Raw genomic sequence first — 25,031 nt, forward strand, 5'->3', positions numbered from 1 at the left:
TTTGATTAAGCAAACCAAAATAGAGCGATAAAAACTGAAATCAAACCTAACGCCATAAGAAGTAGCCAACTTTTCCATAAGTAGCTGATCCAGCTATTGTATTTAATTCCTGCCGCAGCTACCACAGCCATCATACCTCCATTTGTAGGCGCAATTAGATCCATCACTCCAGCCGGATACTGATACGTCAGAACAGCTATTTGCCGGGAAACGCCCAACAAATCCATGAGTGGTACCGCAAGAGGTGTAGTCAAAACGGCCTGTCCAGAGGTACTAGGAACAGGTAGATGTATGAGTGCTTGGCTCAGATACAAGCCCAACGCTGCAATTTGTGTTGGCATGGATTCCAGTGGTTGAAACATACCTTGAATAATAGGGTCAATGATCGAAGTATTTTGCAAAATCAAATAAACACTTCGCGCTAAACCTACAATCACTCCTGCAAAAATCATTTCACCGAACCCTGCTGTGTAAGCTCTGGCGGTACCGTTGATTCCCATTTTGCCAATAAGACCACAACTTATCCCAACTATAAAAAACAAAGCACTCATTTCATTGTAGCCCCAATCTTTGTAGACAATCCCCCAAGCCATAACTACTATACCTCCAAAAGCTAAAAAGAGAATCATTGAATGCTGCAAAGAGATTTTTGCAGGCTTTAACTTAATAGCCTCTTCGGAGGGAGTTTTGAGTTTGCCATATTTGATGTGATAACCACACCAAATCAAAATTGCTAAAATGAGAAAAACCATTCGATAGGCAAATCCCTCATTGAAATCGAGTTCAGCTATCGTTTGGGACAGTAAGGACCCAAAAGGATTGACTGGAGAAAAACTGGCTCCTATTAGCGCAGAACCAAGTGCTATGGCCACAATCGCCCTCACATCATAATTGATTTTCTTAGCGAGAAGAATTAAAATTGGAGCTAAAGCAATGAGTTCCTCCTGCATCGCAATTGTTGCTCCGCAAAAGGCAAAAATTAACCCAATTATATACAGTAACAAATACTGCCTATTCCTGAATTGATAAATCAGCGCAGTAATTCCCTCCTGAAGCGCCCCAGTCTTTTCTATCACATAAAAAGCGCCTCCAATAAGCAAGATCAAGACTACAACATCTGCACCAAGGATGATTCCTTCTGGTATCGAAAGTGCGATATCGTAAATACTCGCATTTCGATCTTCAATACTATGAAAACTACCGGGTACAATTATTTCTCTTCCAGACTCCAGATCTAAAACCCGTTCGTAGCTTCCTGATTGAATAAAGTAGCTTGATAATGCTGCTAGAATAATAAAACCTAGGAGAATGATGATGGGGTGTGGAAAAGATAGTTTCATGGAGAAAGGTATGAGATGACTTGATTCGCGATTTGAATTCTGAAATCAGATTTATCACGGGAGTTTGCAAATAAAAAAATGGCCGTTTTTGTTTCTTTAGAATAAAACAAAAGACTGGAATAACCCGCTTGGCCCCCAAAATGTCCTATCCATTCACTTCCATTGATTTGAGTATTCTGAAAACCCAAGGGTACGTCTTCGTCTTCAATTATAAGCCAGTCAAGAGCTTTTTGATAGGCACCATTTTCACCCCTAAGTAGTTGAACCATTGCCATACTCATATCCTTGGTTGTAGTGACCAAACCTGAGGATGGTGAAGGAAGTACGGGGAAGCTAATCCTTTTTGGCTCAATTCTTTTCCAGATGAAGGTCTTCTGATAACCAGTTAGACCTTTCTCTTTCATTGGCCATTCACTCACAAATTCAGAGTTTGTCATCCCGGAAGGCTCAAACACATGAGTTTTCACAAATGTATCCAAATCAGTAGCATCATTAGCTGTGAGCAAAAAACCTAATAAGTCGTAATTAGAATCCGCATAATTATAGTAGCTAGAATCTGAGTGATAGGTTGCCAGATTCGCGATAAATTCTACCCCCCACTCATTTAAATTTTGGGATTTTGAAAAAGAAAGAATTTTCTCAGAAAAGGTTTTATCTCGGATACCAGACTGATGAGATAAAAGATGATCTATTCGAATACTGCCGAGAGGTGAGAAATTTAGACTTGGCCCTAATTCTATAGCATATAAAGAATCAAAAGGCAGGATTCCTCTATCCTGAAATGAACTCGCGACGCTTAAGGCAATAAAGATTTTAGATATGGAAGCAACTAAAACCCTACTGTCCACAGTAAGGGAATCCTTTGTTTCCAGATTTTCAAAACCGAAAGCATTCAAGTAAATAACCTTGCCATCTTTGACTATTGCGCCAGATATACTAGGCAGCAAATAGGTCAACATCGCTGACTTTAAAATCGAATCTACTCCATCTTGGACGGTATTTACCTGCGTATTTGATATTACTCGGACTTTAGGGAAGCTATGCCACCATTCCCAAGCAATAAATAGAGCAGCCCAGAAAACCAAAACAGATAATAAAACTTTGATTTTCTTGGTCATAGTAAAAAGAACTTTTGATCGATAAAGATTTGTAATCTTTAATTTTCCATGGTTTCAACCAAACCATGGAAAACCGGCTTTGCCTTCACTTCTTTCCCATAAGCGAGAAATCACAATCAAGATCTTCACGGTTCCAATTCCCACATTTAGCCGCAGCTTCGTAAGTACTCTGCAGAAATTCAAGAAGCATCTTAGTCGGGTCTGCAGACTTCTGCACATCTTCGTAGGTCAGCATAAACTCACCCATGTCGTTGTTCCAATACGCTTTCTCTGGAGATATTTTAGCATCCTTGAAGTCATCATAATTTGGATAACTGTAGGCGTAGAAAACCGGAGTTTTGAAGGCTTCGCTACCTGGCCAAAACCCAACGCTAAACACTTCATGTGAATACGCTTCCTGCATGACGGAAGCAGGAATATTTGGAACCTGACCTTTAAATTCCGGTGCTTTATTTCCAGAAAAACGTGTATAGGCTAAATCAAAAGATCCCCAGAAGAAATGAATAGGGCTATTTTTCCCAGTGAATTTCGTTCTAAAAAAGCCAAAAACGTTTTGAATATGTACCAACACTTTCCAAAGACTTTGGGCTGTATTTGCTTGGTACATGATTCTTTTCTTGTTTTTGGGAAATGGAATTGGATCCGGAATTTCATTGGGACTTTCATGTATTTTTACATCAATCCCCAAAAACTTCAATTTTTCCATCAGCTGCTCATAAAAACTTGCAACAGTCTGTCCTCCAAGTGCAAAGCGATCACGGGTACCATTACTGGTTTTCAACCTCAACTCATGATGAATGAAATCAAACTTAATCTCAAACACCCCACCCTCATAAGGAATATTCCCCGTTGTCAATCCCTGAGCATCAACATATAAAGAAACATGCCAGGAATGATTTTGCCAGGGAGATTTTTTCAGTCTAACCTTACCTACTATCTGCGTCCACTGATGCAACAGGTAAATGGTATCTTTATTTTCTTCAAATTGAAATACTGGCCAAGAATTCTTTTTAGGTGCCATAGGTAAAAGTTTATTCTTCAATTTATAGGTTTTCCTTCCTGAACAAAAATTAAATTTCAGACTTTAGCATATTTTCAAGGGTAATTATGCCGGAAGTCGCATTTTCCAAGATATAAACAACTTTTTTATCCAGGCGAACCCCCGGATTAGTGGTGTCGATCAAAAACACCTTGCTGTGTGAAGGAACAAAATCAACCAGTCCTGCAGCTGGATAGACTTGTAGTGAAGTTCCTATCACCACGAAAATATCTGCACTGGAAGCAATTCTCATCGCCTCCTCCATCAAAGGTACTTGCTCCCCAAACCAGACTATAAATGGCCTCAATTGACTTCCACGCTCGCATTTATCCCCTTCTTTGATCTCCCAATGATCCAAGTCATAAACCAATGTTGGATCCAAAGTACTCTGAGCTTTCTTCAACTCCCCATGAAGATGAACAACCTTGGTGGATCCAGCGCGCTCATGCAGGTCATCCACATTCTGAGTGATGATCGATACATCATACTCCTGTTCTAATTTTGCTAGGGTGAAATGAGCTAGGTTCGGTTCACATTCCAAAAGCTGTTTTCTGCGTTGGTTGTAAAAATCTTGTACAAGCATACGATTTCGTCTCCAGCCGTCAGGTGAAGCCACCTCCATCACGTCATGACCCTCCCAAAGTCCACCAGAATCCCGAAAAGTCTTGATGCCACTCTCTGCAGAAATCCCTGCACCACTTAGAACTACCAAATGCTTCTTTTTGCTCATGAGTTATTGTGAAAAATTGAAACATTAGACGGATAACGCTCATCTCTTCATACAGATCAACGCTAAAAAAGGTAGCTGATTATCCCTTTTCTAATCCAAGAAATTTGCCTGCGCAAATCTGAGGAAATTATTCAATCTCAAATAAACCTACACTTTAGATATTTGATTTTTTCTCCTTTGTCAGAAAACATCTTTTCGTAGCGGGTCTGAATTCCAAAGTGATCGTCCTTCCACTCTGATTGATAGAAATCATGCGTAAAACCAATTACTTCTATATCTTCTCTGGACTGGAATAGCTCCAATGAGTAATTAAATAGATCCGTATTGTCAGTTTTGAAGTGCAAAAAGCCATCATTCTTTAACATAGGCTTATACATATCCAAAAAACGCGGAGATGTCAATCTACGCTTTTCATCCCCATCCCGAGGAAATGGATCTGGGAAAGTAATCCAAAGCTCAGAAATCTCATCTGCAGCGAAGTACTTTTCGAGAAGTTCAATCTGGGTTCTTAGAAATGCCACATTGTGAATCCCCTCTTTAGTAGCTGTCGAACTGCCCTTCCAGATTCTACTTCCTTTGATATCTACACCAATAAAATTTTGATTAGGGAAATTACGGGCTAATCCTACGGTAAACTCACCCCTACCACAGGCAAGTTCAACTACAATAGGATTCGGATTTTTAAACTGTACTTCATTCCAGTTTCCTTTGATCGTTTCAAAAATTGGCTTACCAGCCTGGATTACATTTGGGTTCTCCTCGTTTTCTTGGAAGCGAACCAGTTTTTTTCTACTCATCTAAAGCTCTTCGATTTCTGCAACCACAAAAGTACTCCCTCCTACAAAAATCAAGTCATTTTCCGCTGCATTTTTTCTGGCAAATGCTAAAGCTTCATTTATATCAGGAATAGTTTCACCTGTCAAGCCCAAAGGAGCTGCCTTTTCAGCTAATTGATCGGCAGGTAACGCTCTTGGGAGTTTAGCTTCGCAAAAGACATAGTTTGCCGATTTTGGAAGCATGGACAGCACTTTGGAAATATCTTTATCCTGAACCATCCCAATGACAAACCATAACTGTTCAAAAGTGTAAGTTTCTAATTGGGAAAGAATTTCTCGAAATCCTGCTTCATTGTGTCCAGTATCACAAATCACTGTTGGATTGAAGGACAACGTCTGCCATCTGCCCTTCAAGCCAGTTAATTGTGTGACATTTTTCAAGCCTTCCAAAACTGCCTCAATTGGCAAATTCCAGCCCATTTGCCTCATTTGAGCTACGGATTCAAGAATTCCTGGAAGATTGTACTTCTGATAATTCCCATTAAGTCCAAAAGTTAGTTTAAAAGAATTTTGTGCCTTGGTATGTGTCTTCGCAGAGTATGCCGAGGTCTGTGTCTTCACAGACCACTTTAATTCCTCTGATTGATTGAATGATTGGATACTGAAAATCGCCTTGCCGTCTTCTTCCGACTCTTTACTAGCTTTCCAATTTTGATCCGCAAAAGTGATGGGTGCATTCATCGTCTTGGCTTTTTCCAAGAAAACAGCTTTCGTTTCTTCATGTGTTTCGCTGATCACCACAGGAACGTCCTTCTTAATAATTCCAGATTTCTCTCCTGCAATCAAAGGCAAGGTATCTCCGAGGAACTGCACATGATCATAACCTATATGGGTGATCAAAGAAAGTTCTGGAGTGATAATATTCGTACTATCGTAATTCCCGCCCATACCGACCTCTATGATTGCAATATCTACTTCCTGCTCTGCAAAATGCCAGAATGCCATTCCAACTGTCATTTCGAAAAAGCTTGGTTTGAGTTCATCTAGAAAGCTCTTGTTTTCTTCCACAAACCGAACAACTAGCTCAGGGCTTATTTCCTGTCCATTAATTCTGATTCGCTCAGTGAAAGATTTGAGATGCGGTGAGGTATAAAGTCCGGTTTTATAACCAGCGCTTTGAAAAATTGCTGCTAAACTATGGGAGGAACTTCCTTTCCCATTTGTACCTGCTACGTGAATTGATTTGAATTTCTTTTCGGGATTTCCTAGGTGATCACAAAGTGCAATTGTACTCCTTAGATCCTTTCTGAAAGCAGATGCTCCCACTCTCTGAAACATAGGAAGGGAGTTAAACAAGTAATCCAGCGTCTCCTGGTAATTCATTGCTTAATCAACCTTAATAACAAACGTGATTTTCCCAGTGGAGAACTCAGCAGCTGCGCCACCTTGTTTTTTGAAGGAGATCTGATTCACCACCTGACGGTAATAAGCCAATACATCATTGGAAACATTGTATTCCAAGGGAACTGCCTGCACGACTCTACCCAAATCGTCAATGGTAATTTTAAAAACAATTCTACCATTTCGAGTAGATACTCTATCATTAATATTAGGTCGCTGTGCGAAATCCCATCCTGCAAGATCTAAGCTGTAACCATCACCAGAGTTAGCTCCTTTTCCAGACCCAACACCCATGATTGCTCTTCCGTCAACATTTCCTTTCGGATCCCCCTCATCACCTTTTTCCTTAGATGTTCCTTGAGCTCCACCAGAAGCTGGAGTAGTTCCTTTACCTGAAGTCCCACCTGCACCAAAGATTGCTCTTTGATCGATTTTTGGTTTTTCAGGAGCTTTTTGCACAGTTTCTTTTTCTTCAGCTTTTGCTGGAGTTTCCACCGGTTTAGCCACTTCTTTCTTAACTGGCTCAGGTTTTTTAGTTTGTTCTGTAGCTTTCTCCTCTCCTCTGATCGGAGAAGGCTTCGTAGTGACAGCCTTATTCACAGAAGGTTTTGGCTGAGCTGTAGGCTTAGCCGTTTCAGTTTTTGGACTTGGGGGAGGTGTAGCTGGTTGAGTTACCACTTCAGCGACTTGGCCTGGAGCAGCATCTTCTACTACTGGTGTTGGAGTTTCAGATGGAGGTGCAGGACTATTTCTTTCACCTGAACCGGTCGGTGTAAATCCTAGGTTCAATTCCAAACCAAAAGTTGGCAAGGGTGGAACGGGCTGCTTCCAGACCACAATAAAATAGAGCGCAATCAAAAGCAACACGTTGAAGATAATAGTGATTATCCACGATTTCTTTTTGCTTTCGCTCTCTATTTTATCTGCATTCCAGTATTCCATTGCTTTAGAATGGTTTTGTTGCTATTGAAACATTTGCTTCTAATCCTGCTGCAATTCCTCCGATCTCCACAAGGTACTCAACTGGTACATCTTTGTCTATGTGCAACACGACCTGACCTTTCTTATCCTTAAGTAAAGAAGTCAATTCTCCCTTAATTTGTTCCCTCGGTACGATTCGATCGTTAACTGAATATTTAAGATCCTTAGTAACTGTAACGGTAACTTCCTGCATTACGATGTCTGAAGTCTCGCTAGAAGGCAAATTGACAGGTAAGCCAGAAGGCGTGATGAAGGAGGATGTAAGCATAAAGAAGATCAACAACAGGAAAATAATGTCTGTCATTGATGACATGCTAAATGCTGGATCTACTTTATTTTTAGCTTGAAGTCCCATAGTAATTAGTCTTGAAGCAAATCAATAAATTCTATTGAAGAATATTCCATGTTATGGACAAGCTTCGACACTTTCGATACTAGAAAATTATAACCTAAGTAAGCAACAATACCTACCACCAAACCTGCAGCAGTAGTGATCATAGCTTCATAGATACCTTCGGAAAGAAGCTTAGGAGAAACCATTCCTTCTTCCTGCGCTATCGCTATAAATGCTTGAATCATACCAGCCACTGTCCCTAAAAATCCAATCATAGGAGCTGCACCTGATACAGTGGCTAAGAGATTCAAATTTTTCTCCAATTTATAAATCTCGATTTTACCAACATTTTCAATAGCTACTTCGATATTTTTCAATGGAGAACCAATTCTCTCCACTCCTTTTGCTATCATATTTGCTACCGGAGTATGTTCACCAGCACAAAGAATTTTGGCTTTTTCAGTTTGGCCACTTTGCACGAGCACTCGCACCTGATCCATCAAATGAGTAGACGTTTTGGATGCTTTATTGAGGGTGATTAATCGCTCGACAAAAATGAAAATCGCAAGAATGAACAATAAGTAAAGCGGAACCATCATGTAACCGCCTTTGATTAAAAGGTCAAGAAGTCCTATATCAGTATTGGTGGCACCCATCGCCAGGCTATCTGCTGCAGAAAGTGTATCTGTAGAGAGCGTTTGAAGTAGAATCATATTAATATTTCAAAATCCATAAATCCTCTGTGTACTGATCTTTAACTCGAGCTAACTCCTCATTAATGGCTGTCCAGCCTCTTGAAGTTCCTATAGCCAAACGATAGTTTGTGACATCTTCGTATGGCGTAATCAGATAAACTGTCTCTGCTCTGCTCTTATATTTCTCTGCTTCTTCCAAAGCTAAAGCCTCATTTGGGAGGCTTCCTACGATAATATAGAATTGAGGTCGATCAGCTTTTTCTTCAACTCGAACCAAAGTTCCTGATACCTCTGACGCAATAGTTGTACCAGTTTGGACTGATTCTGCGACAGGCGAAACAGAAGTTATAGAATCTGAAATAGTTTGTTGATTATCAATTATTTGTAATTCCTCAGTTGGGGTAGAATTGATGGCAACTTCATCTTTTTCTTCCCCTGCAGCAGCTTGCCTTGATTGAGCCACTACCTCTTTAGATTCTGAAACTGGCATTACAGATTTATTCATTTGCCAGATAATAACTACAACTACTGCCAAAGCTAAAAGAGCTGCGATCCAAACCCAGGAATTATTGGATTTCTTTTGCTCTACTTTTTGTGCTTTTTGCTCAGGTTTAGAGACTTTTTCTGCTTCGACAAATGAAGGTTTTACAGATTGTATTGTTCTCTTTTTAACTTCACTTACATCAACTGGAGCTATAACTTCTTCCTCTTTCTTAGCTGCCTCAGTTTGAGTCAAAGGCACAACTTCTACATAAGGAAGGCCATAGTCTTTTGGATCTGTCCAATGCTTATTACCTGTAGTTTTATCAGTCATCTCTATCGGGGAATGTTACGAAACTAAACGAAATGAGCCTAAACCCCAACCCAAAGCCTTAAACAAATCTTAGAATTTAAAAGAAGCTCCACCAATAAACTGAATTCCTCTTGTAGGATAGTTTAACCACCGCATATTTTTACCATTAAGTAGGTTGTTTCCTTCGGCAAAAATTGAAATTCTATCAGTAATTCCGTAATCTGCTTTTAGTTGCAGATCAGCGATGGTCTTCAATTTCACTACTTCGAAAGGTCCACTTTCTCCAAAAATATCACTCATATCATGACCACGAGCTTTGATCCCGCCCATTAAATTCAAATTCGCCTGAACTATTAACCGCTGAATCGGAGTGAATTGATTATTAACTCTTAATTCCCAAACAGGTCTACTCCAAGCTTCAGCCTGTGTACTTAAATCGTATTGATAGAGATCCAATCTACTATTCAGAGAATACATGTCTGAGAATTTATAACCCAATTCTGCATTGATATTGAAAACTGTAGTCTTGTCATCATACACCAGACTGAACCTTGCTGAATCAGTTGTCACAAGGTTGTTAGTATAGTTATTCACAAAGAAGTGCATCTGATTGTAACGACTCATATTGATCGCGCCACGATAGCTAAATGCTCCGCCAAACTGACCTTCTATTCCTCCTTCTACCTTGTAATTCTGGATGGTATTAAGCAATTGATCACTTGGTCCCAAATAAGGGTTTTCACTTACAAAACTGTAGTAAGTATTTCTCTGAACATCTCCGGAGAATTCCGCAAAAAAGCCAAATTCCTCAGCAAACTGGTAATTCGCTTTCAATATAGGAAACACATGAAAATCACTTGATTTATCTTCCAAAGAATCATTTTCTGAAACTAGATTCAATCCTGCTGTAAAGTTAAATGCTTCGTATTTATAGGAAATGGTAGGTCGAACAGCAAAATAGGTTCTTTTCAAAGAATAGTTTTCATCTTCAGGACTCGTAGAAAAATAGGATAATCCCACTTTCCCTGCCCAATCTTCTGTAGGTCTAAAGGTCAAACTTCCCTCTGCACCAAACTGGTTTTCCTTCACCATATAGCTATCAGTAAAGTTTCTAAAACTCAATTGGGCTTCATATGAAATCGGGCCAACTTTTTCTAATTCCCTGATACCTGCTTTTGCTTCAACTGCATGCAGGACATTTCCATCAAAGCCTTTAAATTGCCCAGTCTCATCCGTCAAATAATTTGGGTCTAATCCATAAAATTGATAGCTATCCTGATTCCATCTTAGCCCTCCAAAAACCTCAAAAAGATCGGTGAAATAGCTACCATCAAAACCCAAATTGGTATGTGCCTCTTTAGACTCCTCAGCCAAAACCGGTCCTTTACCAAAACTCTGGTGGTTGAGCTGTAATGAATAATTGAAGTCAGTAATGTCAGTTCCCATATACCTTGCCTCCAAAAGTGGAGAAGCAAAATTGCCATACCCGGCTTTAATGTATCCTTGATACAAGTCCAGTCTCTCTGGCGTATACACTTTTTGTGAAGGTTCGGCCTTCAATTCCAAAGGTTTCAGATTTAAAGGGTAGCTGGTCACCAAATAATTATACTCGCTTAAACCTGTTGGCTTAGGCAAGACTGGAAGTTTTTCATACATCCTAGGCTGCACTGGCACTGTGAGTACACGGTCTTTTCTAATCACAAATTCCTGGTCAGTTACAGCTCCACGTTGCTGTGTTTGAGCCATAGCCCATCCGGATGTCAAACCGATAATCCCTGTCAAAAGGATAGTTTTCGCTAACTTTTTCATGGTTTACTTAAGAGTTTGAAGTTTGGATTGAGCCATTTCTTTAATTTCTGCATTGGTAGAATTCTCTACGATTGATTCCAGAGTTGCTTTCGCTTGGAACTCCTCCCCGCTTTTCACATAGTTATCTGCCAAGAGCAGGAAGATCCTCCCATACCAGTAATCGTAATTGACAAATGGGCCAGACTGATCAAATATCAACTCATTCGACTGCGTTATTTCACCTTTTTCCTGTGAAGCTAATGCCAGCAAATAAAGCCCTTCAGCACCTTGCTCGGTTTTATAATCAGCTACCAAAGCAGTCAGCGTTAACTCAGCTTGAGGTTTCTGATTCAATGCATTCTGCGATTTCGCTTTGATCAGCAATGCCTTAGGTGAAGATTCTGGAATCACTCCATCTAAAGTCGCCAATCGCTCAGCTTGTGTGATTGACTGTTGATATTTCCTAGTTTCAAAATTCGCAATCATCAAACCTTGAACCGCTTCTGCTTCTTCTGGTTTGCTGCGGGCATTCTGAACTGAAGTTTCGAGGTAAGGAATCGCTTGCGCAAAGTTTCCTCTTTCCAATTCTATCACACCTATCTTTTGCATAGCTCGAAGTCGCTGTGGCGAAGCTGGCTCATTTTCCAAGGTTTTAAATTGAGCAAGAGCCTTCTCTGTATCTCCTACTTGCATATAACTATCTCCTAAGAAATAAAGTGCATCTGCACGCTGAGCTGACTGCGGATAGCTTTTCAGGTAATTTTCAAATCCTCGAATAGCCTGAGAATAGTTTTTATCGAAATAAGTACCTTTCGCAGCTTCGAACTCTAAAGACTGAACACTTCCATTACTTGGATTTGCACCTTTATACTTTGTCAAATAATCTGAAAATTCACCAGATCTACCTTGAAGTGCTAGGGTTTCCTGAAGGCCTTTTAAAGCAGTTTCTGCATTTTCTGAATTTGGATGGTTATTCAGGATCGTACTGTAATCCTTAATCGTCTGATCGTAATTCTGAAGCGAGAAATTTGCTACAGCTCTGCCTTCCAAAGCAAAAGGTACAAATGGACTATTCGGCTTGGAACTTAATAAATCAGAGAATGACACAGAAGCAGCTTGGTAGCTCGTCTCTTCCATGTAAATCTGCCCTCTCTGGAATAATGCATCTTCGTAGTAAAGACTATTTGGATAGCGAGAAATCAAGACATCCAATTGTCCTAACGCTTCCTGATTTCTGGATTGGAAATTCTGAACAACTGCCAATCTGTAATAAGCATAATCCACACCTGAATTCCCCTCATTAATGGCCCGTTGGAAAGTAGAGGCGGCTTCACCAAACCTCTTCTGTACGTAATAGCAATCCCCCAATCTCAAAAGTGCATCATCGTATTGCTGTTTATTAGCAATGATCTGTCTGTTCTCTGTAAATCTCCTGAATTGATCTTCCGCCTTTGAATATTGCTGGGTGTTGAAATAAGCGTAACCAAGTCCATAATAGGTTTTAGCGACAGTGCCATTATTTCCAGAAGGACGATTGCTAAGCACCTGCTCGTAGGACTTGATAGCCTGCGGTAAATTATCAGCTGCAGAACTGATTTCCCCTTTCCAGAAGTAAGAATCCAACACAAGGTTTTTATCAACTGGAAACTTCAATGACTTATCTAAATATGCCAACGCTGGGTTCCATTTCTGATCACGGTAGTAAACCATTGCCTGATAAAAAGCCACTTTCTGATAAGCCTCCTGTATTCTTGGAGACTTATTGGTAATTCTGTCCATCTGATCAATGGCACGTAAGTAATCGTTAGTATTTACAAGTGCTTCAGATAGTAAATTCTCTGCTTCTGCTCTGTATTTTCCCGAAGGGTAATTCTCTACATATTCATCTAATGCCGTGATTGCATCCTGAAAGCTTCCTTTCTGCAAGTTCACCTTCGCATAGTTGAAAATTGACTCCTCTTTGATCGCAGGATTAAAATCAGATTTGGCAGCTGACTGAAAACTAGTAGAGGCAAATTGATAATTCTCCAACTTTAAATAGGAATGAGCCAAGTAATAACTTGATGCTTGGCCAATCTCATCTGTAGAAGACGCGGACACTTTCAGATAATCCGTTGCACGTTGATAGTTTTTGATTTCAAACTGCGAAATTCCAGCTTTATAAATTTCATTTCTTCCTAGTTCCTCGCTAGGACGAGAATTAATGAAAGCGTCATAGTTTTCGGCAGCCTTTGGAAAATTTTTCTTTGCATAATACGCTTCAGCAAGATATAAATAGATCAAATCCTTTTTCTCCAAATTCTGACCATTCGTCAACTTAGGCTCTGCATAGCTGATCAACTGATCATAGCTGCCTTGCTTATAATACAGGGCTGCCAGTAGATAGGGAACCTTATTGGCGTAATATGGGGACTGTGAAGCTGTTTGAAGGTCAGCAATTGCTTTTCCAGTATTCCCATTTTCCATTGCGATAAAACCACTGTAATAGTAGGAATCAAAACTCGCCTGTTGATTTAATGCTTTTCCTTTATCAAAATATGGAGCAGCTTCTGCGTATTGATTCAACTGAAAATGAGAATATCCCTGCTTAAATAGTACTTCCGCTTGTTGCTCCAACGGTAACTTTTCTACATCAACCAGCTTGTAGCTATCGATAGCCTCCGCGAAATTCCTTTTAAAGAAAAAATGATCTCCCAAATATAATCCCGCAGTAGTCACCGAGGGGTCGTTTCCGTGATCGTAAATGTAGCTTTTCATTAAACCAGGACCGTCAGGACTTTCTATTTCGAGTGCCGACATGGCTCGGTTTAGTTCTGCAGCTTTTGCTTGCCCAGAGTTTACTGGTTTTTCAAGCAGTCTGGTATTATCATAAATACTTGCAGAAAAAAGCTGCTTATCAAAAAGGGCTAGATTGTGATCTAGCTTCTGCTGAGGACTGGTCTGATAGAGGCTAGACTGGGAATACGCCTCCATACTAAGCCCAAGGCTCGCAAGGAGCACAAGGTGATATTTCATCTGTTTGTATTTTATTTAGTAGAGCCAGACGAAATCTCGAAAAGTGAAAATCATGTCCTTCCGTGACATCCACGAGATACTCGATTTCATAGTGTGGCTTAGATAATCAATGCAAAATCTTGTAAACAAGCTCGCGGAGGTTTTCGGCTTCGCTCATACTTCCGGAGTCAACTCCTTTAAAACGAAGATCAGCCTCTTTGATGTATGCGAACACATCAATTACCTTGCCCAAATTGTAGTTTCTGGACGCTACTAAATATTCTTTAACCACAAATGGAGGAAGCCCTAAAAGGCTGGCTAATTGCTGTTCGCCCGCTCCATTTCTCTTGGCTTGGTGAATCAAAGCAATTCTGGTGAAGTAGTTAAACAACAGTGAAAACATAGGAATCACTGGATTTGCTTTAGGGTTTTGGATGAAGTAGTGTATGATTTTATTTGCTTTCACCACATCTTTAAACCCAATTGCATTTAAAAATTCAAAGTTATTGTAGTCTTTATTTATACCAATATACTTGGAAATGTGCTCGTTAGTGATTTTTGTGGGTTCGCGAAAATTAATCAGCATCTTTCCTATTTCATTGGAAAGCACTTCCAGGTTATTCCCAATAGAATCAGATAAAAGTTGAGCTGAACGTTTATCTATTGAGTGTTCAGTCTCTTTGATATAGCCTTCAATCCAATCAGTCAATTTATAATCTTTGACCTTTTCTGACCGCACATATACCGCTTTCTTATCAAGTTCTTTGTATAAGGCAGATCTGCCATCCAACTTTTTATACTTGTGAGCAAATACCAGAATCGTACTTGGTAGTGGATTTTGTACGTAGCTAATCAGCAGTTTTTGTGATTCCTCTTTGGTCAGGTCTGACAAGCTTTGAGCCTCCTTGATTATCACGACTTGCCGATCTGCCATCATCGGGAATTTCCGCGCATTATTGAGGATCAAACCCACATTTGAATCTTTTCCGTAGAGCACCACTTGATTAAAACCACGCTCATGCTCAGCAATTGCATTCTTTTCAATGTAGTCGGTAATCTGATCAATAAAGAACGGTTCCTCACCATCCAAAAAGTAAATTGGAGCAAACTTTTTCGCTTTCAGTTCTTTAAGTACAGCTTGTGGTTGTTGGGGCATAAATCAGAAGTAATCTCAAGCCTTAAAGATAACAGGCCTATCCATTTGCGTGCAAAAACCTAAGAAAGATTCTTTGGTAAACTATTCAGGCGTTAACTTTGTATTTAAAGGTGTAGATAGTTGGAAAGTGGAAAGGGTGGAAGTTTGAAAGGTGTTAAAGTTTTAAGTTATAAAATATAAGGGAAAATTGATTGATCGTAAGAAGTTTGATCATTAATAACAATTTGCACCCTCTGCGAAACCTCCGCGCACTCTGCAGTTAAATAAGAAATCATGAGCTTCGAAAAAGGAATAGAATTATATAAATCAGGGAAGTTTGAGGAAGCATTGTCCATTTTCAATGGATTGGTCAAGGAAACGCCTAATCATCCACAGCTTCATTTGAACAGAGGAAGAATCCTCTCCCGAATGGGAAAAATTGAAGAAGCCTTGGTTGAATTTGATTTGATAACATCATTGGAGCCTTACAACACCGATTTCATCTCAGATAGGGCCGTAGTTTTGCATTTACTCAAACGAAATAAAGAAGCACTATCCGAACTTGACAGGGCTGCTAATCTTGATCCTAAAAATCCCTATCGATACAGTAGTCGTGCCTATTTAAAAGACAGAATCGGCGATTTGGAAGGAGCAATAGCAGATTATGAAAAAGCTATAGAACTAGATCCTGAAGATGCTGTTTCTCACAACAACAAAGGATTGGTAGAAGAGAAATTGGGATATCAAGCCAAGTCAAAGAAAAGCTTTGAAAAAGCCGATGATCTGATTGGCTACAAACCAACCGGAACTTCTACTCCAAATGCTAATCCGTCTAAAGAAAGCTCCGAACTTCCAAAAATAGGTTCTAAAACGAATGAAGAGCCGTTAGCAACAGCTCAAAAAAAGGAAATGACTTTTAACCATTTCTTGAACACCTTAGGTTCTGTTTTCAATAACGCACACACACGAAAAGAATTCGGCAACTATTTGAAAGGATTCTTCAGTGGCAAGAAAGGTTAACTGACTAATAGGTATATCCGCTATTGTCCCAGTATGGAGTCAAAATCAACAATGGATATGTTAAACTTAAGAATTGAGGCCGCTTCAGCCTGTCCCGCCAGTGCGGGAGTCATCGACCTTCCTCCTAGATAGGCAAAGAATCCAAGGTGATTGGCATCTTTGCAGATAATCATAATGACTAACTCGCGAAATGTACCTAATTGGAAAGCCTAAGCAGACTTTATCACCCAAAGTGGCTTATTGATAAAATAGGCCATTTTTTTTGAAAGACTTTTTGAAAAAATCTGATCGAAAAATGACTTCTTTTCACTCAAAGTCACTAGCATGTCACCTTTAGCAGTTTGCAGGTAATTTTCCAATCCCAAGGCAATATCATCGCGGAAGGATTTTAAGACAAAATTGACTTTATCGTATTTAATGAATGGCTCAATCTCTTCCACCATTGTCTCGTGCAGTGACTTATCCAATGCTTTGTGCGTACCGCTGACATGGACTATATCTATCTCAGAATCAAAAAACCGTGCAAATTCAACAACCTTTTGAATTGCAATTTTATCCTCTTCTAGGTAATCACTAGCATAGACAAGTTTTCTGGGCGCTTTGAAAAACACCTTCCTAGGGACCACTAGTATATCCCATTGTGACTGCTCCACTATCCTACTTGCTCGAGAACCTATAATATTTTCTCTAAAATCATTAACACCTTCCGTGCCTACCACAATTAAGCTCGTATTAATTTCTGTAGCATAATTGAGGGTTTCCTTGACGATGTTGCCTTCCCTCACGACAGAAGTACAGCTACGCAACCCCTTGTTTATTCCTTCCTTATTAACTGCTTTTTGCAAATTCTGAAGTTTTTCTAAAACAAAATCCATCTGATGTTTCCCATCAGTATCTGACGGTGACAGTTTTTGATAATCCTCCCGATTGAGCACATGAAATAGAATCAGATCCGCCTTGTACTTTTCTCCCAATCTCGTTGCATATTCGATAGCATTCAAAGAGCATTCTGAAAAATCTGTAGGGCACAATATCTTAAAAGTCTGATCCATTTTATTTGTTTTTTATACTCTCTGATTAATTAATATGTATATCCGCTTTTCTACCAGTAGGATGCTAAATGCAAAGTATGATATGTTAAACTTAGAATTGAGGCCAGTTCGGTCTTCAAGCCTGATAAGCAATGAATCTAGATTACTGGCATCCTTGCGGATAATCCTAGTAATTAATAACCTCGAGTGCGGTCAACGACATTAATCAATTCCTTGTTTTCACGGATTCTCTTTATGTTTTCTATCACTTGCGGTGCTGCTGCCTGTGGGTTAGTTACACTAGCAATGTGCGGAGTCATTGTTATTTTCCAGTTTTCCCAAAACGGATGATTCTCAGGCAATGGCTCTTCTCGATACACATCAAGCATAGCTCCTGAAAGCTGGCCATTTTCCAAGGCTTTTGTCAAATCTTCTTCAACCAGGTGTCTTCCTCTTGCCACATTTATGAGGTAGGTATTGGGATTGCATTTTTCAAAAAGCTCAGCATTGAGAATATTCTCCGTATCCGGCGTCAATGGAAGAAGGCAGACTAACACATTAACTTTTTTTAAAAACTCATCCAACTGGTCTTTGGTATAATATGGATATTCGAAATCAGTTTTTTCGGAAAAACCAAAACCAGCTACTGGAAAGCCCATAATACTTAACTTATCCATTACATCCTTACCTAAAGCCCCAACCCCCATAACGCCTATAGACACATCCAATTCTGGAGTACTCATATCCCAGACTTTTCGAGTTTGGTTCATCTGGTAGCGAGAAATCTGCCTGTGGTAATTCAAAACAGCCATCACCACATAATTAGTCATTGAAAAGGTAAGTTTATCATCAACAATTCTCACAATTGGTATATCCTTCGGAATCGATTTATCGCGCAAAATATGATCCACGCCCGCTCCCATGGAGCTGATCAGTTTTAAATTTGGAAAGTCAGAAAGAATTCCTTCAGGATGTTGCCAAAGAAAGACAAATTCGACTTTTTCAGGATTGGTGATTTCTGGGTAGACTTCAATGGAAAGTTCAGAATCGAGCTTATTGAATTGCTCAATCCAAACATCCGGATTCTTACCGGGACAAATAATAGCTAAACTCATACTGTTCTATACGAAGGAAATTAATTGTGGATGGAAAACTGGGGAAAAGGTTCAATTTTGATAAAAAAAACGAAGTATGCACTCTGTTTTATCTCTATAAAAACTTTCAAATTGCATCTCAATTCAAAACATACTTTCAAATTTTACGCTTAAGTATGTCTAAACCAAATTATAACTTCAATTTTAATGAAACAAAAAACCGTTCTAACAATAGCCTTTTTACTTTGTTGCGCTGTTTCTTTTGCGCAGCAAATCCAAATGCCACAGGCATCTCCATCGGCTAAAATTGCCCAAAAAGTCGGCTTGACGGATGTGACTGTGGACTACAGCAGACCTAGTACCAAAGGCCGCAAAATATTTGGAGAGCTTGTTCCCTACGGACAAATTTGGAGAACTGGGGCGAATGGCGCCACGGTTCTATCCTTTTCTACGGATGTAATCATCGACGGTACCACCATCCCTTCTGGTCAATATGCGCTTTATGCTATTCCAGGCAAATCTGAGTGGACGATGATTCTCTCAAAAAACATCAAACTGTGGGGAGCAATAGGTTACGAGCAAAGTGATGACCTTATCAGATTCAAAGCTAAACCCGAAAAACTTAGCAAGAAGGCGGAAACCTTTGAGATCAGCTTTGCAAATATGACAGATACAGGTTCTGATCTTTCATTGAAATGGGAAAATACAAGAGTTGATTTCAGAATAGAAACAGAAGTCGATCCCCTAGTGATGGCGCAAATCCAAGAATATGTGATTGATGGTGATACTTCAGACCCCAGCTTATTGTATTCTGCAGCCAGTTATTATTATACAAACGGCAAGGACATCAATCTAGCTTACAATTGGATAAATGAGTCTGTAGAAGCCGATCCGAAATACTGGACCATGCATCTGAAGGCAAAGATAGAAGCAGCTTTGGGTAAAAAAACAGAAGCTGTAGAAACTGCGACGGAAGCTATTGACTTGGCTGAGGAAGCCGGAAATCCAGACTATGTAGGATTGAATGAACGATTGATTAAATCATTGAAGTAATTCATCACCAGATATTCAATGTCAGATACTTAACTTAGAAAAGCCTCCAGATCGGAGGCTTTTGCTATTTATGATTGACTCGTGCTTTTGGAAGGAATGATCATCTGAAGTAGTGCTGCAAAAATCATCACTGAAAGACATCCGATAGGATTATACCAAAGGAAACCAATATCCCAAAGGTTGTTGTCCATTACATCTCCATTGTTGAAATGCACAAATAAAACCAGTCCCTGGGAAAGTAATGCCGCAATAAATACTGCCTGCCCTTTCACCCACTTCATAAAGAAAGCCACTAAGAAAATCCCAAGAATGGTACCATAGAAAAGTGAACCAAGTAGGTTGACTGCCTGAATTAAGTTCTCAAACAAAGATGCATAGGTAGCGAAGAGTATTGCTCCGACCCCCCAAAAAGCGGTAAAAAGCTTGGATGACATTAGGTAGTGCTTGTCAGATGCTTCTTTTTTAATCGAACGCTTATATAAATCTATAGTAGTTGTGGACCCTAATGCATTTAACTCGGAAGCTGTTGATGACATCGCAGCTGAGAAAATTACTGCGAAAAGCAACCCGATGATACCATTAGGGAGATTATCCATCACAAAACGCATAAATACATAATCGGTATCCCTGGTCTCAGCCACAGGATCATTGGTTACAATCAGTTCTTTTACCTCTTCGCGAATACTTTCCTGCTCAGACTTCAATACTGAGATTTCCTCGCGAATTTCTGTTTCCCTCACTTCATCACCTTGCTCTATCGCATCCAGCATTTCCAAGTAGGAAGATTTACTGAGTTCAAACTTCTCCGCATATTCTGCTTCCAAACCTTCAAATTCGCTAGCATATTCACTTTCTCGCAGCTTATCCGTCTGCACTTTGTTAAAAACTACCGGAGGTAAAAAGAACTGGTAAAACACAAATACCATCACTCCAATAAAAAGAATGATGAATTGCATAGGGATCTTCAAAAAGCCATTCATTATCAGTCCCATTCGACTTTGAGAAAGTGTCTGGCCTGAAAGGTAGCGTTGTACCTGACTTTGATCTGTGCCGAAATAAGATAGGAACAGAAAGACAGCTGCAGTCATACCTGACCAGACATTGTATCGATCTGAGATATCAAACTCAAAGTTGATCATGTTCAGTTTATCCATCTTCCCAGCCACATGCATAGCTTCTTGAAATGAAATTGGCAGCAATTGGATAACTATTATCCCAGCCAATATCATCCCACCCATCATTACAGCCATTTGTTGCTTTTGGGTAATAGAAACGGCCTCAGTACCACCAGAGACTGTGTAAAGAATAACTACCGAGCCAATCAAAACGTTGGTAAATGTCAAATTCCAACCTAGCAAAGTGGACAATATAATTGCGGGGGCATAAATGGTAATACCTGCTGCTAAACCTCGCTGCAGAATAAACAATAGTGCTGCAAGGGTTCGGGTTTTCAGGTCAAATCTATTTTCTAGAAACTCGTATGCTGTGTAAACTTTCAGTTTGTAATAAATCGGAATAAAGACAACCGAAATAATGATCATTGCTAACGGCAACCCAAAGTAAAACTGAATGAATCGCATTCCGTCTTCATAAGCTTGTCCAGGAGTGCTCAAAAAGGTAATGGCAGAAGCCTGAGTAGCCATTATAGACAATCCAATCGACCACCAATTCATGGAGTTTTTACCTCTTAGGTAAGAATCCAGGCTCTTTGGACCATAAGTTTTATAAACTCCATAAGTCGCTATAAGCGCCAGCGTCCCAAAAAGTACAACCCAATCTAAAGTGCTCATGCGTAGGTGACTTTAAGCCAATTAAATAACACCATCAACAAAAGAAGGCAAGCCATTAATCCTGCATATAGGTATTTCCAACGTATCTGTTTTTCCTCCAAAACTATTGCTCGATCAAGTTTATAAATAATTTAATGGCACCTGGGACTCCTGCAGGCAACTCTCTGAAGAAAGAAATTCCGGTATAAATGTATATCCCATCTCCATATTTTGCATAGATCAGCGAGCCCTTCAAAGGATCTTCTCCTGGATCTTGGAATGACAGCGGGGTAGAATATTCAGGAGCAATATTCGCTTCAAAGTACAATCCTCTTTCCTGAATCCAATCGTCAAAATCAGCAACTGTGATTTTGTTAGGACCAACTAAAATCGGATGATCCCAATCCGCTTCGAATGGGGAATTCTCTACTGTCACCCGATCTCTGCTGATTGAAAAAGGATAAGGGCCGAGATTCTCAATAAGAAGGGGTCTACTCACATTGTATTGCACGACCACAGTCCCTCCATTGTTCACATAGGCCATTAAGTTTGCCTGATTGGCTGCTAGTTCGGCATTGGTATTGTATGCCCTGATACCGACCACAATGCTTTTATATTGTGATAGGTTAACTAAAGAATAGTCATTGATTTCCGTAACCTGGTAGCCTAAAGAAGAAAGAACCGCAGGAACATCATCTCCGGCCCCCATAATGTATCCGATTTTTGCGCCAGAAATTTTCCAGTCTTCCTGTATCAAATTCATTGAAGCAGAAGAGAAATAGGTCAAATTAGGAATGTGCTTATAGGAAATCCGGTGGGTTACCTGGTCAAAAGTGCCCCCTTCAGCAGTTTCGTATTGAGCTACAACTTCTCTCTTTTCATTTTTATCCAATTTGAAAGAGACTTGGAAAAGCTTTTTCTTTTGGCTTAACTTCTCCTCTACTCCTACTATTTCGAATTCATAATTCTGCAGGTTTTTAAATGTGAGATTTCCCTCTTTCATTTCTCCATTGAAATTGACCGTCACTGTTACAAGAGGATTAAGGTCTGAGATAAGAAATACATTTTGATCGGACACCTCCAGGTCAATCTCCGGAACTATTGTAAAAGGTTGTTTCACTTCACCATCAACCTGATCATTGTATTTGTATTCCAAAGGAATCGCCGTTTTGAATTCCTGTCCCTCGATTTTGAAAGTTAAGTCACCTCCTACCTTCATATCATTGAAGGGCTTTCCGATCATCTGTTGATCTTTCACATCATAGATTGCATCTACTACTGGGTTCACCAACCAATAAGGCTGTGAAAGCGGTGTGTTTTCTGGTATTTCAAACTCAATTGGAATTTGGAGAGTTTCGTTATTCAACGTAGTCCTTTTCTCGTCAGAATAGTAAGTACTTAATAACTGTAAAGAAATATCATTTATCAGGACTGAAGAAGGATTGTTGATAACCAGACTAGCTTTGATCGCTTCACCAGCATATCCAAGCTCTTGATTTGTTACAAATTCCATTTTTAACCCCAATATTTCAAAAATCAGCTGATCCAGTTTCTCAGCTTTCTCTAGAACCCAAGGTGTTTTGGAAGCTAGTGCCAATAGTTTAGCCCGAACGTCTAACAGAGAATTCAAGTTTGAAACTGGCGCGATGAAATTGAAATCATCAATTACTCTTTGGATCAAAGATTCGATATTTTTTCCACCTTCTACTTCCTCCCATCGATTTGGAATCCCTTCAAAAGCAGAAGTTTTAAAGGATTCTCCTTTAATAAACTGGAGATTATCTTCAGCCGCTCCTATTCTAGCCGTGGCACCAAAGCCTTGTGATTTATGCATGGTGCGACTATCGGCAGCAATTTGACTGTATGTTTTTCCCAGCAGGCTATTGTAATCCCCCACCTGAAAAATTGCATACTTTTCTTTTGGATTGGCTTCAAACTCTCCTCCAAAATTATATGAATTCCAAAATATCCTCCTAGGCTGCCAGGTCTCCACGAACTTCAATTGCTCTGAAAACGCAGTAGGATCCGCAGCCAAATCAAATGCTTCTTCAGCCAAAATAGCCGAAGTGGTGTGATGACCATGATTCCCTCCAGGAATTGTATTGAATCTAGTGATGATAATATCTGGCCTGAAACTTCTTACTACCCAAACCACATCGGACAACACCTTCTGTTTATCCCAATTTTGAAGAGTCTCATCTGGGTTTTTTGAATACCCAAAATCCATTGCCCTGGTAAAAAACTGCCTTCCCCCATCGGTCTCTCTGGCACGGAGCAATTCTTGTGTTCTGATTTGCCCGAGTTCAATTCCCAGTTCTTTCCCAAGCAAATTCTGCCCTCCATCTCCACGTGTCAAACTTAAGTATGCAACTTCCACATGCTCGCCATTCCGAAGGGTAGATATCAATTGGGTATTTTCATCATCCGGATGTGCCGCTACATACAATACCCTTTTGGTTTCTTTGAGCTGAAGCAGCTGATGATAAATTTCTGATGAAGGAACTGATTGAGAAATACAGATCAAACTGTTTAGCAACAAGGAAATAAATGCTAAACTACTGAACACTACTGGCTTGGTCATAAAAGGGCATTCTTTATCCCTACAAGCTAGAATAAGCCTGATGGAAATAAAAATATTTTTTGATTAAAGGAAAAAGAAGTGCTTAAGGGATGATTATCTTCCTCACTTTTCCAGGAATTGTGTAGCCAAAAGTAAATTCAAAAAAATCTGCCTTTGCTTTATGAGCCTTAATTTGTACCCCTGCAAATAGATTGTGATTCATTCTATAGCGCACACCTATTCTCTCATAGAAATTAGCTGTTTCTTCATTCAAATCAGCCTTACTCAGGTACACTCCAAGGGCAATAGGCATATATAGTTTCTCTGTCAATTTCCATTCCCAAGAGCCAACAACTGCAAAGGAGTTGACCTCTGAAAAAGTAATGCTTTCTCCAGGATATCGAAAATTTGCGCCTCCACCATAAAACCAATCTAAACCTAAACCCATCCGGTATTTATATGAAAGTTCCCAAAGGTAATTCACTCCTAATCCTCCTCTGAAATAAGCTCGCTCTCCAATAGCATAGCTTTTCAAACCGGTATAAGCTGTAATATTCAAGAAAAACCTTTTTTCTAAAGGAGGAAATTCGGGTTTAGGACCAGGGTGAAATTCTTCTTTATCCAGAGGAACTCTAATTCCTACTGAAATAGGAATAAAATTGATTCCAGAATTAGGCTTTTTAATAGATCCATTTGAATAATGCTTGGCACCTATTGAAGTAAAAACATCAAATCTATTAGAAATCTGGTAAGAAGCTTTAAATCCGAAATGAATGTGAACATTTACCGCAGATCCTACGAATCCGTTTATGGGATTAGTTTCTGCATCATAAGGATTCATATTGAAACCTAAACCAATTTGCGTGAAATAGCTAAAATTCAGTTTTCTATCAAAATTGAGCTTACCGAATGGAACCTCCCCAAAAGCATAAACGCCCATTGGCCTTCCTATTTCAGTGTAATAATTAATAGCAGATGTGAAACCTACTCCATAGCTAGGAAATCGGTTGATGTAATTGTAGTGATTATTTTCGCTGCTTCTCCATCCAAAACGTACATCAAAACCTTTGTAATCAATCCTATCTATTAATTCATTAGCCCAATCTTTATTGTTGCCGATGATAGGCCCTTGATCATAAGAAAATTCGATAACCTTTTTGGATTGACCATTTGTTTGAAAACTAAATAACCCAAAAAATAAACAAGCCAATATTTGTACTCCTTGCAATCGCATAGATACTTTAAATTTTCAGAGGGCAAAGATATAGATAATGCAAAAAACTCGGCTATCTATTTTGAATCTAGGTTCCGACAGTAAATCACCGAACAATTCTAGCAGCTATGGCCCCCATGACTAAAACAAAAAAAGCCTCTGAATAG

The 25,031-nt window shown here is 39.6% G+C and carries 20 protein-coding genes; 2 read left to right on the plus strand and 18 right to left on the minus strand.

Features of this window, described 5'->3' with window-relative positions; genetic code table 11:
- Positions 1–5: 5 nt before the first annotated feature.
- The 13 genes from QOL76_RS01060 to holA all read right to left on the minus strand — a co-directional run bounded on the left by QOL76_RS01060 (position 6) and on the right by holA (position 15,145).
- A complete protein-coding gene (locus QOL76_RS01060) occupies positions 6–1,340 on the minus strand; it encodes a YfcC family protein (protein ID WP_283411167.1) in 1,335 nt (444 codons plus the stop codon).
- Positions 1,337–2,458 (minus strand): serine hydrolase domain-containing protein, encoded by a 1,122-nt coding sequence (locus QOL76_RS01065; RefSeq protein WP_283411168.1) that lies wholly within the window; start codon positions 2,456–2,458, stop codon positions 1,337–1,339. The genes QOL76_RS01060 and QOL76_RS01065 overlap by 4 nt, the downstream gene beginning before the upstream one ends.
- A gap of 85 nt (positions 2,459–2,543) precedes the next feature.
- Positions 2,544–3,479 carry a DUF5996 family protein gene (locus tag QOL76_RS01070; RefSeq protein WP_283411169.1) on the minus strand — a complete coding sequence of 312 codons (936 nt, stop codon included), beginning with the start codon at positions 3,477–3,479 and terminating at the stop codon, positions 2,544–2,546.
- Between the two features lie 49 nt (positions 3,480–3,528).
- A complete protein-coding gene (locus tag QOL76_RS01075) occupies positions 3,529–4,227 on the minus strand; it encodes an SIR2 family NAD-dependent protein deacylase (protein ID WP_283411170.1) in 699 nt (232 codons plus the stop codon).
- A 137-nt stretch (positions 4,228–4,364) separates the two neighbouring features.
- Complete coding sequence (gene trmB / locus QOL76_RS01080; RefSeq protein ID WP_283411171.1) at positions 4,365–5,024, minus strand: tRNA (guanosine(46)-N7)-methyltransferase TrmB; 660 nt, start codon at positions 5,022–5,024, stop codon at positions 4,365–4,367.
- Positions 5,025–6,386 (minus strand): bifunctional folylpolyglutamate synthase/dihydrofolate synthase, encoded by a 1,362-nt coding sequence (locus tag QOL76_RS01085; RefSeq protein WP_283411172.1) that lies wholly within the window; start codon positions 6,384–6,386, stop codon positions 5,025–5,027.
- A 3-nt stretch (positions 6,387–6,389) separates the two neighbouring features.
- On the minus strand, positions 6,390–7,346 hold the full coding sequence (locus QOL76_RS01090) for an energy transducer TonB (RefSeq protein WP_283411173.1): 957 nt from the start codon (positions 7,344–7,346) through the stop codon (positions 6,390–6,392).
- A 4-nt stretch (positions 7,347–7,350) separates the two neighbouring features.
- Entirely contained in the window at positions 7,351–7,740 is a 390-nt protein-coding gene (locus QOL76_RS01095; RefSeq protein WP_283411174.1) for an ExbD/TolR family protein, read from the minus strand.
- Between the two features lie 5 nt (positions 7,741–7,745).
- Positions 7,746–8,432, minus strand: coding sequence for a MotA/TolQ/ExbB proton channel family protein (locus QOL76_RS01100; RefSeq protein ID WP_283411175.1), 687 nt, complete (start codon positions 8,430–8,432; stop codon positions 7,746–7,748).
- 1 nt (position 8,433) lies between these two features.
- On the minus strand, positions 8,434–9,228 hold the full coding sequence (locus QOL76_RS01105; RefSeq protein ID WP_283411176.1) for a hypothetical protein: 795 nt from the start codon (positions 9,226–9,228) through the stop codon (positions 8,434–8,436).
- Positions 9,229–9,297: 69 nt separating this feature from the next.
- Positions 9,298–11,016: a TonB-dependent receptor gene (locus tag QOL76_RS01110; RefSeq protein ID WP_283411177.1), complete on the minus strand. Its 1,719-nt coding sequence runs from the start codon at positions 11,014–11,016 to the stop codon at positions 9,298–9,300.
- A gap of 3 nt (positions 11,017–11,019) precedes the next feature.
- Positions 11,020–14,010 (minus strand): tetratricopeptide repeat protein, encoded by a 2,991-nt coding sequence (locus tag QOL76_RS01115; RefSeq protein WP_283411178.1) that lies wholly within the window; start codon positions 14,008–14,010, stop codon positions 11,020–11,022.
- A gap of 106 nt (positions 14,011–14,116) precedes the next feature.
- A complete protein-coding gene (holA, locus tag QOL76_RS01120; protein ID WP_283411179.1) occupies positions 14,117–15,145 on the minus strand; it encodes a DNA polymerase III subunit delta in 1,029 nt (342 codons plus the stop codon).
- 273 nt (positions 15,146–15,418) lie between these two features.
- On the opposite strand from holA, the gene QOL76_RS01125 reads away from it, so the two are divergent.
- On the plus strand, positions 15,419–16,144 hold the full coding sequence (locus QOL76_RS01125) for a tetratricopeptide repeat protein (protein ID WP_283411180.1): 726 nt from the start codon (positions 15,419–15,421) through the stop codon (positions 16,142–16,144).
- 209 nt (positions 16,145–16,353) lie between these two features.
- Here the strand turns inward: QOL76_RS01125 and QOL76_RS01130 are convergent, their stop codons facing one another.
- Together QOL76_RS01130 and QOL76_RS01135 are read right to left on the minus strand one after the other, a co-directional pair.
- The gene (locus tag QOL76_RS01130) at positions 16,354–17,196 is read right to left on the minus strand and encodes a universal stress protein (RefSeq protein ID WP_283411181.1); all 843 of its coding nucleotides are present in this window, start codon (positions 17,194–17,196) and stop codon (positions 16,354–16,356) included.
- Positions 17,197–17,369: 173 nt separating this feature from the next.
- Entirely contained in the window at positions 17,370–18,290 is a 921-nt protein-coding gene (locus QOL76_RS01135) for a 2-hydroxyacid dehydrogenase (RefSeq protein ID WP_283411182.1), read from the minus strand.
- A 186-nt stretch (positions 18,291–18,476) separates the two neighbouring features.
- Between QOL76_RS01135 and QOL76_RS01140 the strand changes: the two genes are divergently transcribed.
- The gene (locus QOL76_RS01140) at positions 18,477–19,322 is read left to right on the plus strand and encodes a DUF2911 domain-containing protein (RefSeq protein ID WP_283411183.1); all 846 of its coding nucleotides are present in this window, start codon (positions 18,477–18,479) and stop codon (positions 19,320–19,322) included.
- A gap of 68 nt (positions 19,323–19,390) precedes the next feature.
- Here QOL76_RS01140 and QOL76_RS01145 read toward each other — a convergent pair whose 3' ends face one another.
- From QOL76_RS01145 to QOL76_RS01155, 3 genes are all read right to left on the minus strand, one after another.
- On the minus strand, positions 19,391–21,112 hold the full coding sequence (locus QOL76_RS01145; protein ID WP_283411184.1) for a sodium:solute symporter family protein: 1,722 nt from the start codon (positions 21,110–21,112) through the stop codon (positions 19,391–19,393).
- Positions 21,113–21,215: 103 nt separating this feature from the next.
- Positions 21,216–23,672: a PIG-L family deacetylase gene (locus tag QOL76_RS01150; protein ID WP_283411185.1), complete on the minus strand. Its 2,457-nt coding sequence runs from the start codon at positions 23,670–23,672 to the stop codon at positions 21,216–21,218.
- A gap of 82 nt (positions 23,673–23,754) precedes the next feature.
- On the minus strand, positions 23,755–24,885 hold the full coding sequence (locus QOL76_RS01155) for an acyloxyacyl hydrolase (protein WP_283411186.1): 1,131 nt from the start codon (positions 24,883–24,885) through the stop codon (positions 23,755–23,757).
- Positions 24,886–25,031 lie beyond the last annotated feature (146 nt).

It is taken from the genome of Algoriphagus winogradskyi (assembly GCF_900182815.1).
GTDB lineage: Bacteria > Bacteroidota > Bacteroidia > Cytophagales > Cyclobacteriaceae > Algoriphagus > Algoriphagus winogradskyi.

Excerpts from the sequence above, each read along its gene's own strand:
- QOL76_RS01105 (WP_283411176.1), bottom strand. The coding sequence starts at position 9,228 with ATGACTGATAAAACTACAGGTAATAAGCATTGGACAGATCCAAAAGAC.
- QOL76_RS01095 (WP_283411174.1), bottom strand. The coding sequence starts at position 7,740 with ATGGGACTTCAAGCTAAAAATAAAGTAGATCCAGCATTTAGCATGTCA.
- QOL76_RS01065 (WP_283411168.1), bottom strand. The coding sequence starts at position 2,458 with ATGACCAAGAAAATCAAAGTTTTATTATCTGTTTTGGTTTTCTGGGCT.
- QOL76_RS01135 (WP_283411182.1), bottom strand. The coding sequence starts at position 18,290 with ATGAGTTTAGCTATTATTTGTCCCGGTAAGAATCCGGATGTTTGGATT.
- QOL76_RS01075 (WP_283411170.1), bottom strand. The coding sequence starts at position 4,227 with ATGAGCAAAAAGAAGCATTTGGTAGTTCTAAGTGGTGCAGGGATTTCT.
- trmB (WP_283411171.1), bottom strand. The coding sequence starts at position 5,024 with ATGAGTAGAAAAAAACTGGTTCGCTTCCAAGAAAACGAGGAGAACCCA.
- QOL76_RS01060 (WP_283411167.1), bottom strand. The coding sequence starts at position 1,340 with ATGAAACTATCTTTTCCACACCCCATCATCATTCTCCTAGGTTTTATT.
- holA (WP_283411179.1), bottom strand. The coding sequence starts at position 15,145 with ATGCCCCAACAACCACAAGCTGTACTTAAAGAACTGAAAGCGAAAAAG.
- QOL76_RS01145 (WP_283411184.1), bottom strand. The coding sequence starts at position 21,112 with ATGAGCACTTTAGATTGGGTTGTACTTTTTGGGACGCTGGCGCTTATA.
- QOL76_RS01115 (WP_283411178.1), bottom strand. The coding sequence starts at position 14,010 with ATGAAATATCACCTTGTGCTCCTTGCGAGCCTTGGGCTTAGTATGGAG.
- QOL76_RS01140 (WP_283411183.1), top strand. The coding sequence starts at position 18,477 with ATGAAACAAAAAACCGTTCTAACAATAGCCTTTTTACTTTGTTGCGCT.
- QOL76_RS01070 (WP_283411169.1), bottom strand. The coding sequence starts at position 3,479 with ATGGCACCTAAAAAGAATTCTTGGCCAGTATTTCAATTTGAAGAAAAT.
- QOL76_RS01100 (WP_283411175.1), bottom strand. The coding sequence starts at position 8,432 with ATGATTCTACTTCAAACGCTCTCTACAGATACACTTTCTGCAGCAGAT.
- QOL76_RS01155 (WP_283411186.1), bottom strand. The coding sequence starts at position 24,885 with ATGCGATTGCAAGGAGTACAAATATTGGCTTGTTTATTTTTTGGGTTA.
- QOL76_RS01150 (WP_283411185.1), bottom strand. The coding sequence starts at position 23,672 with ATGACCAAGCCAGTAGTGTTCAGTAGTTTAGCATTTATTTCCTTGTTG.
- QOL76_RS01090 (WP_283411173.1), bottom strand. The coding sequence starts at position 7,346 with ATGGAATACTGGAATGCAGATAAAATAGAGAGCGAAAGCAAAAAGAAA.
- QOL76_RS01130 (WP_283411181.1), bottom strand. The coding sequence starts at position 17,196 with ATGGATCAGACTTTTAAGATATTGTGCCCTACAGATTTTTCAGAATGC.
- QOL76_RS01085 (WP_283411172.1), bottom strand. The coding sequence starts at position 6,386 with ATGAATTACCAGGAGACGCTGGATTACTTGTTTAACTCCCTTCCTATG.
- QOL76_RS01110 (WP_283411177.1), bottom strand. The coding sequence starts at position 11,016 with ATGAAAAAGTTAGCGAAAACTATCCTTTTGACAGGGATTATCGGTTTG.
- QOL76_RS01125 (WP_283411180.1), top strand. The coding sequence starts at position 15,419 with ATGAGCTTCGAAAAAGGAATAGAATTATATAAATCAGGGAAGTTTGAG.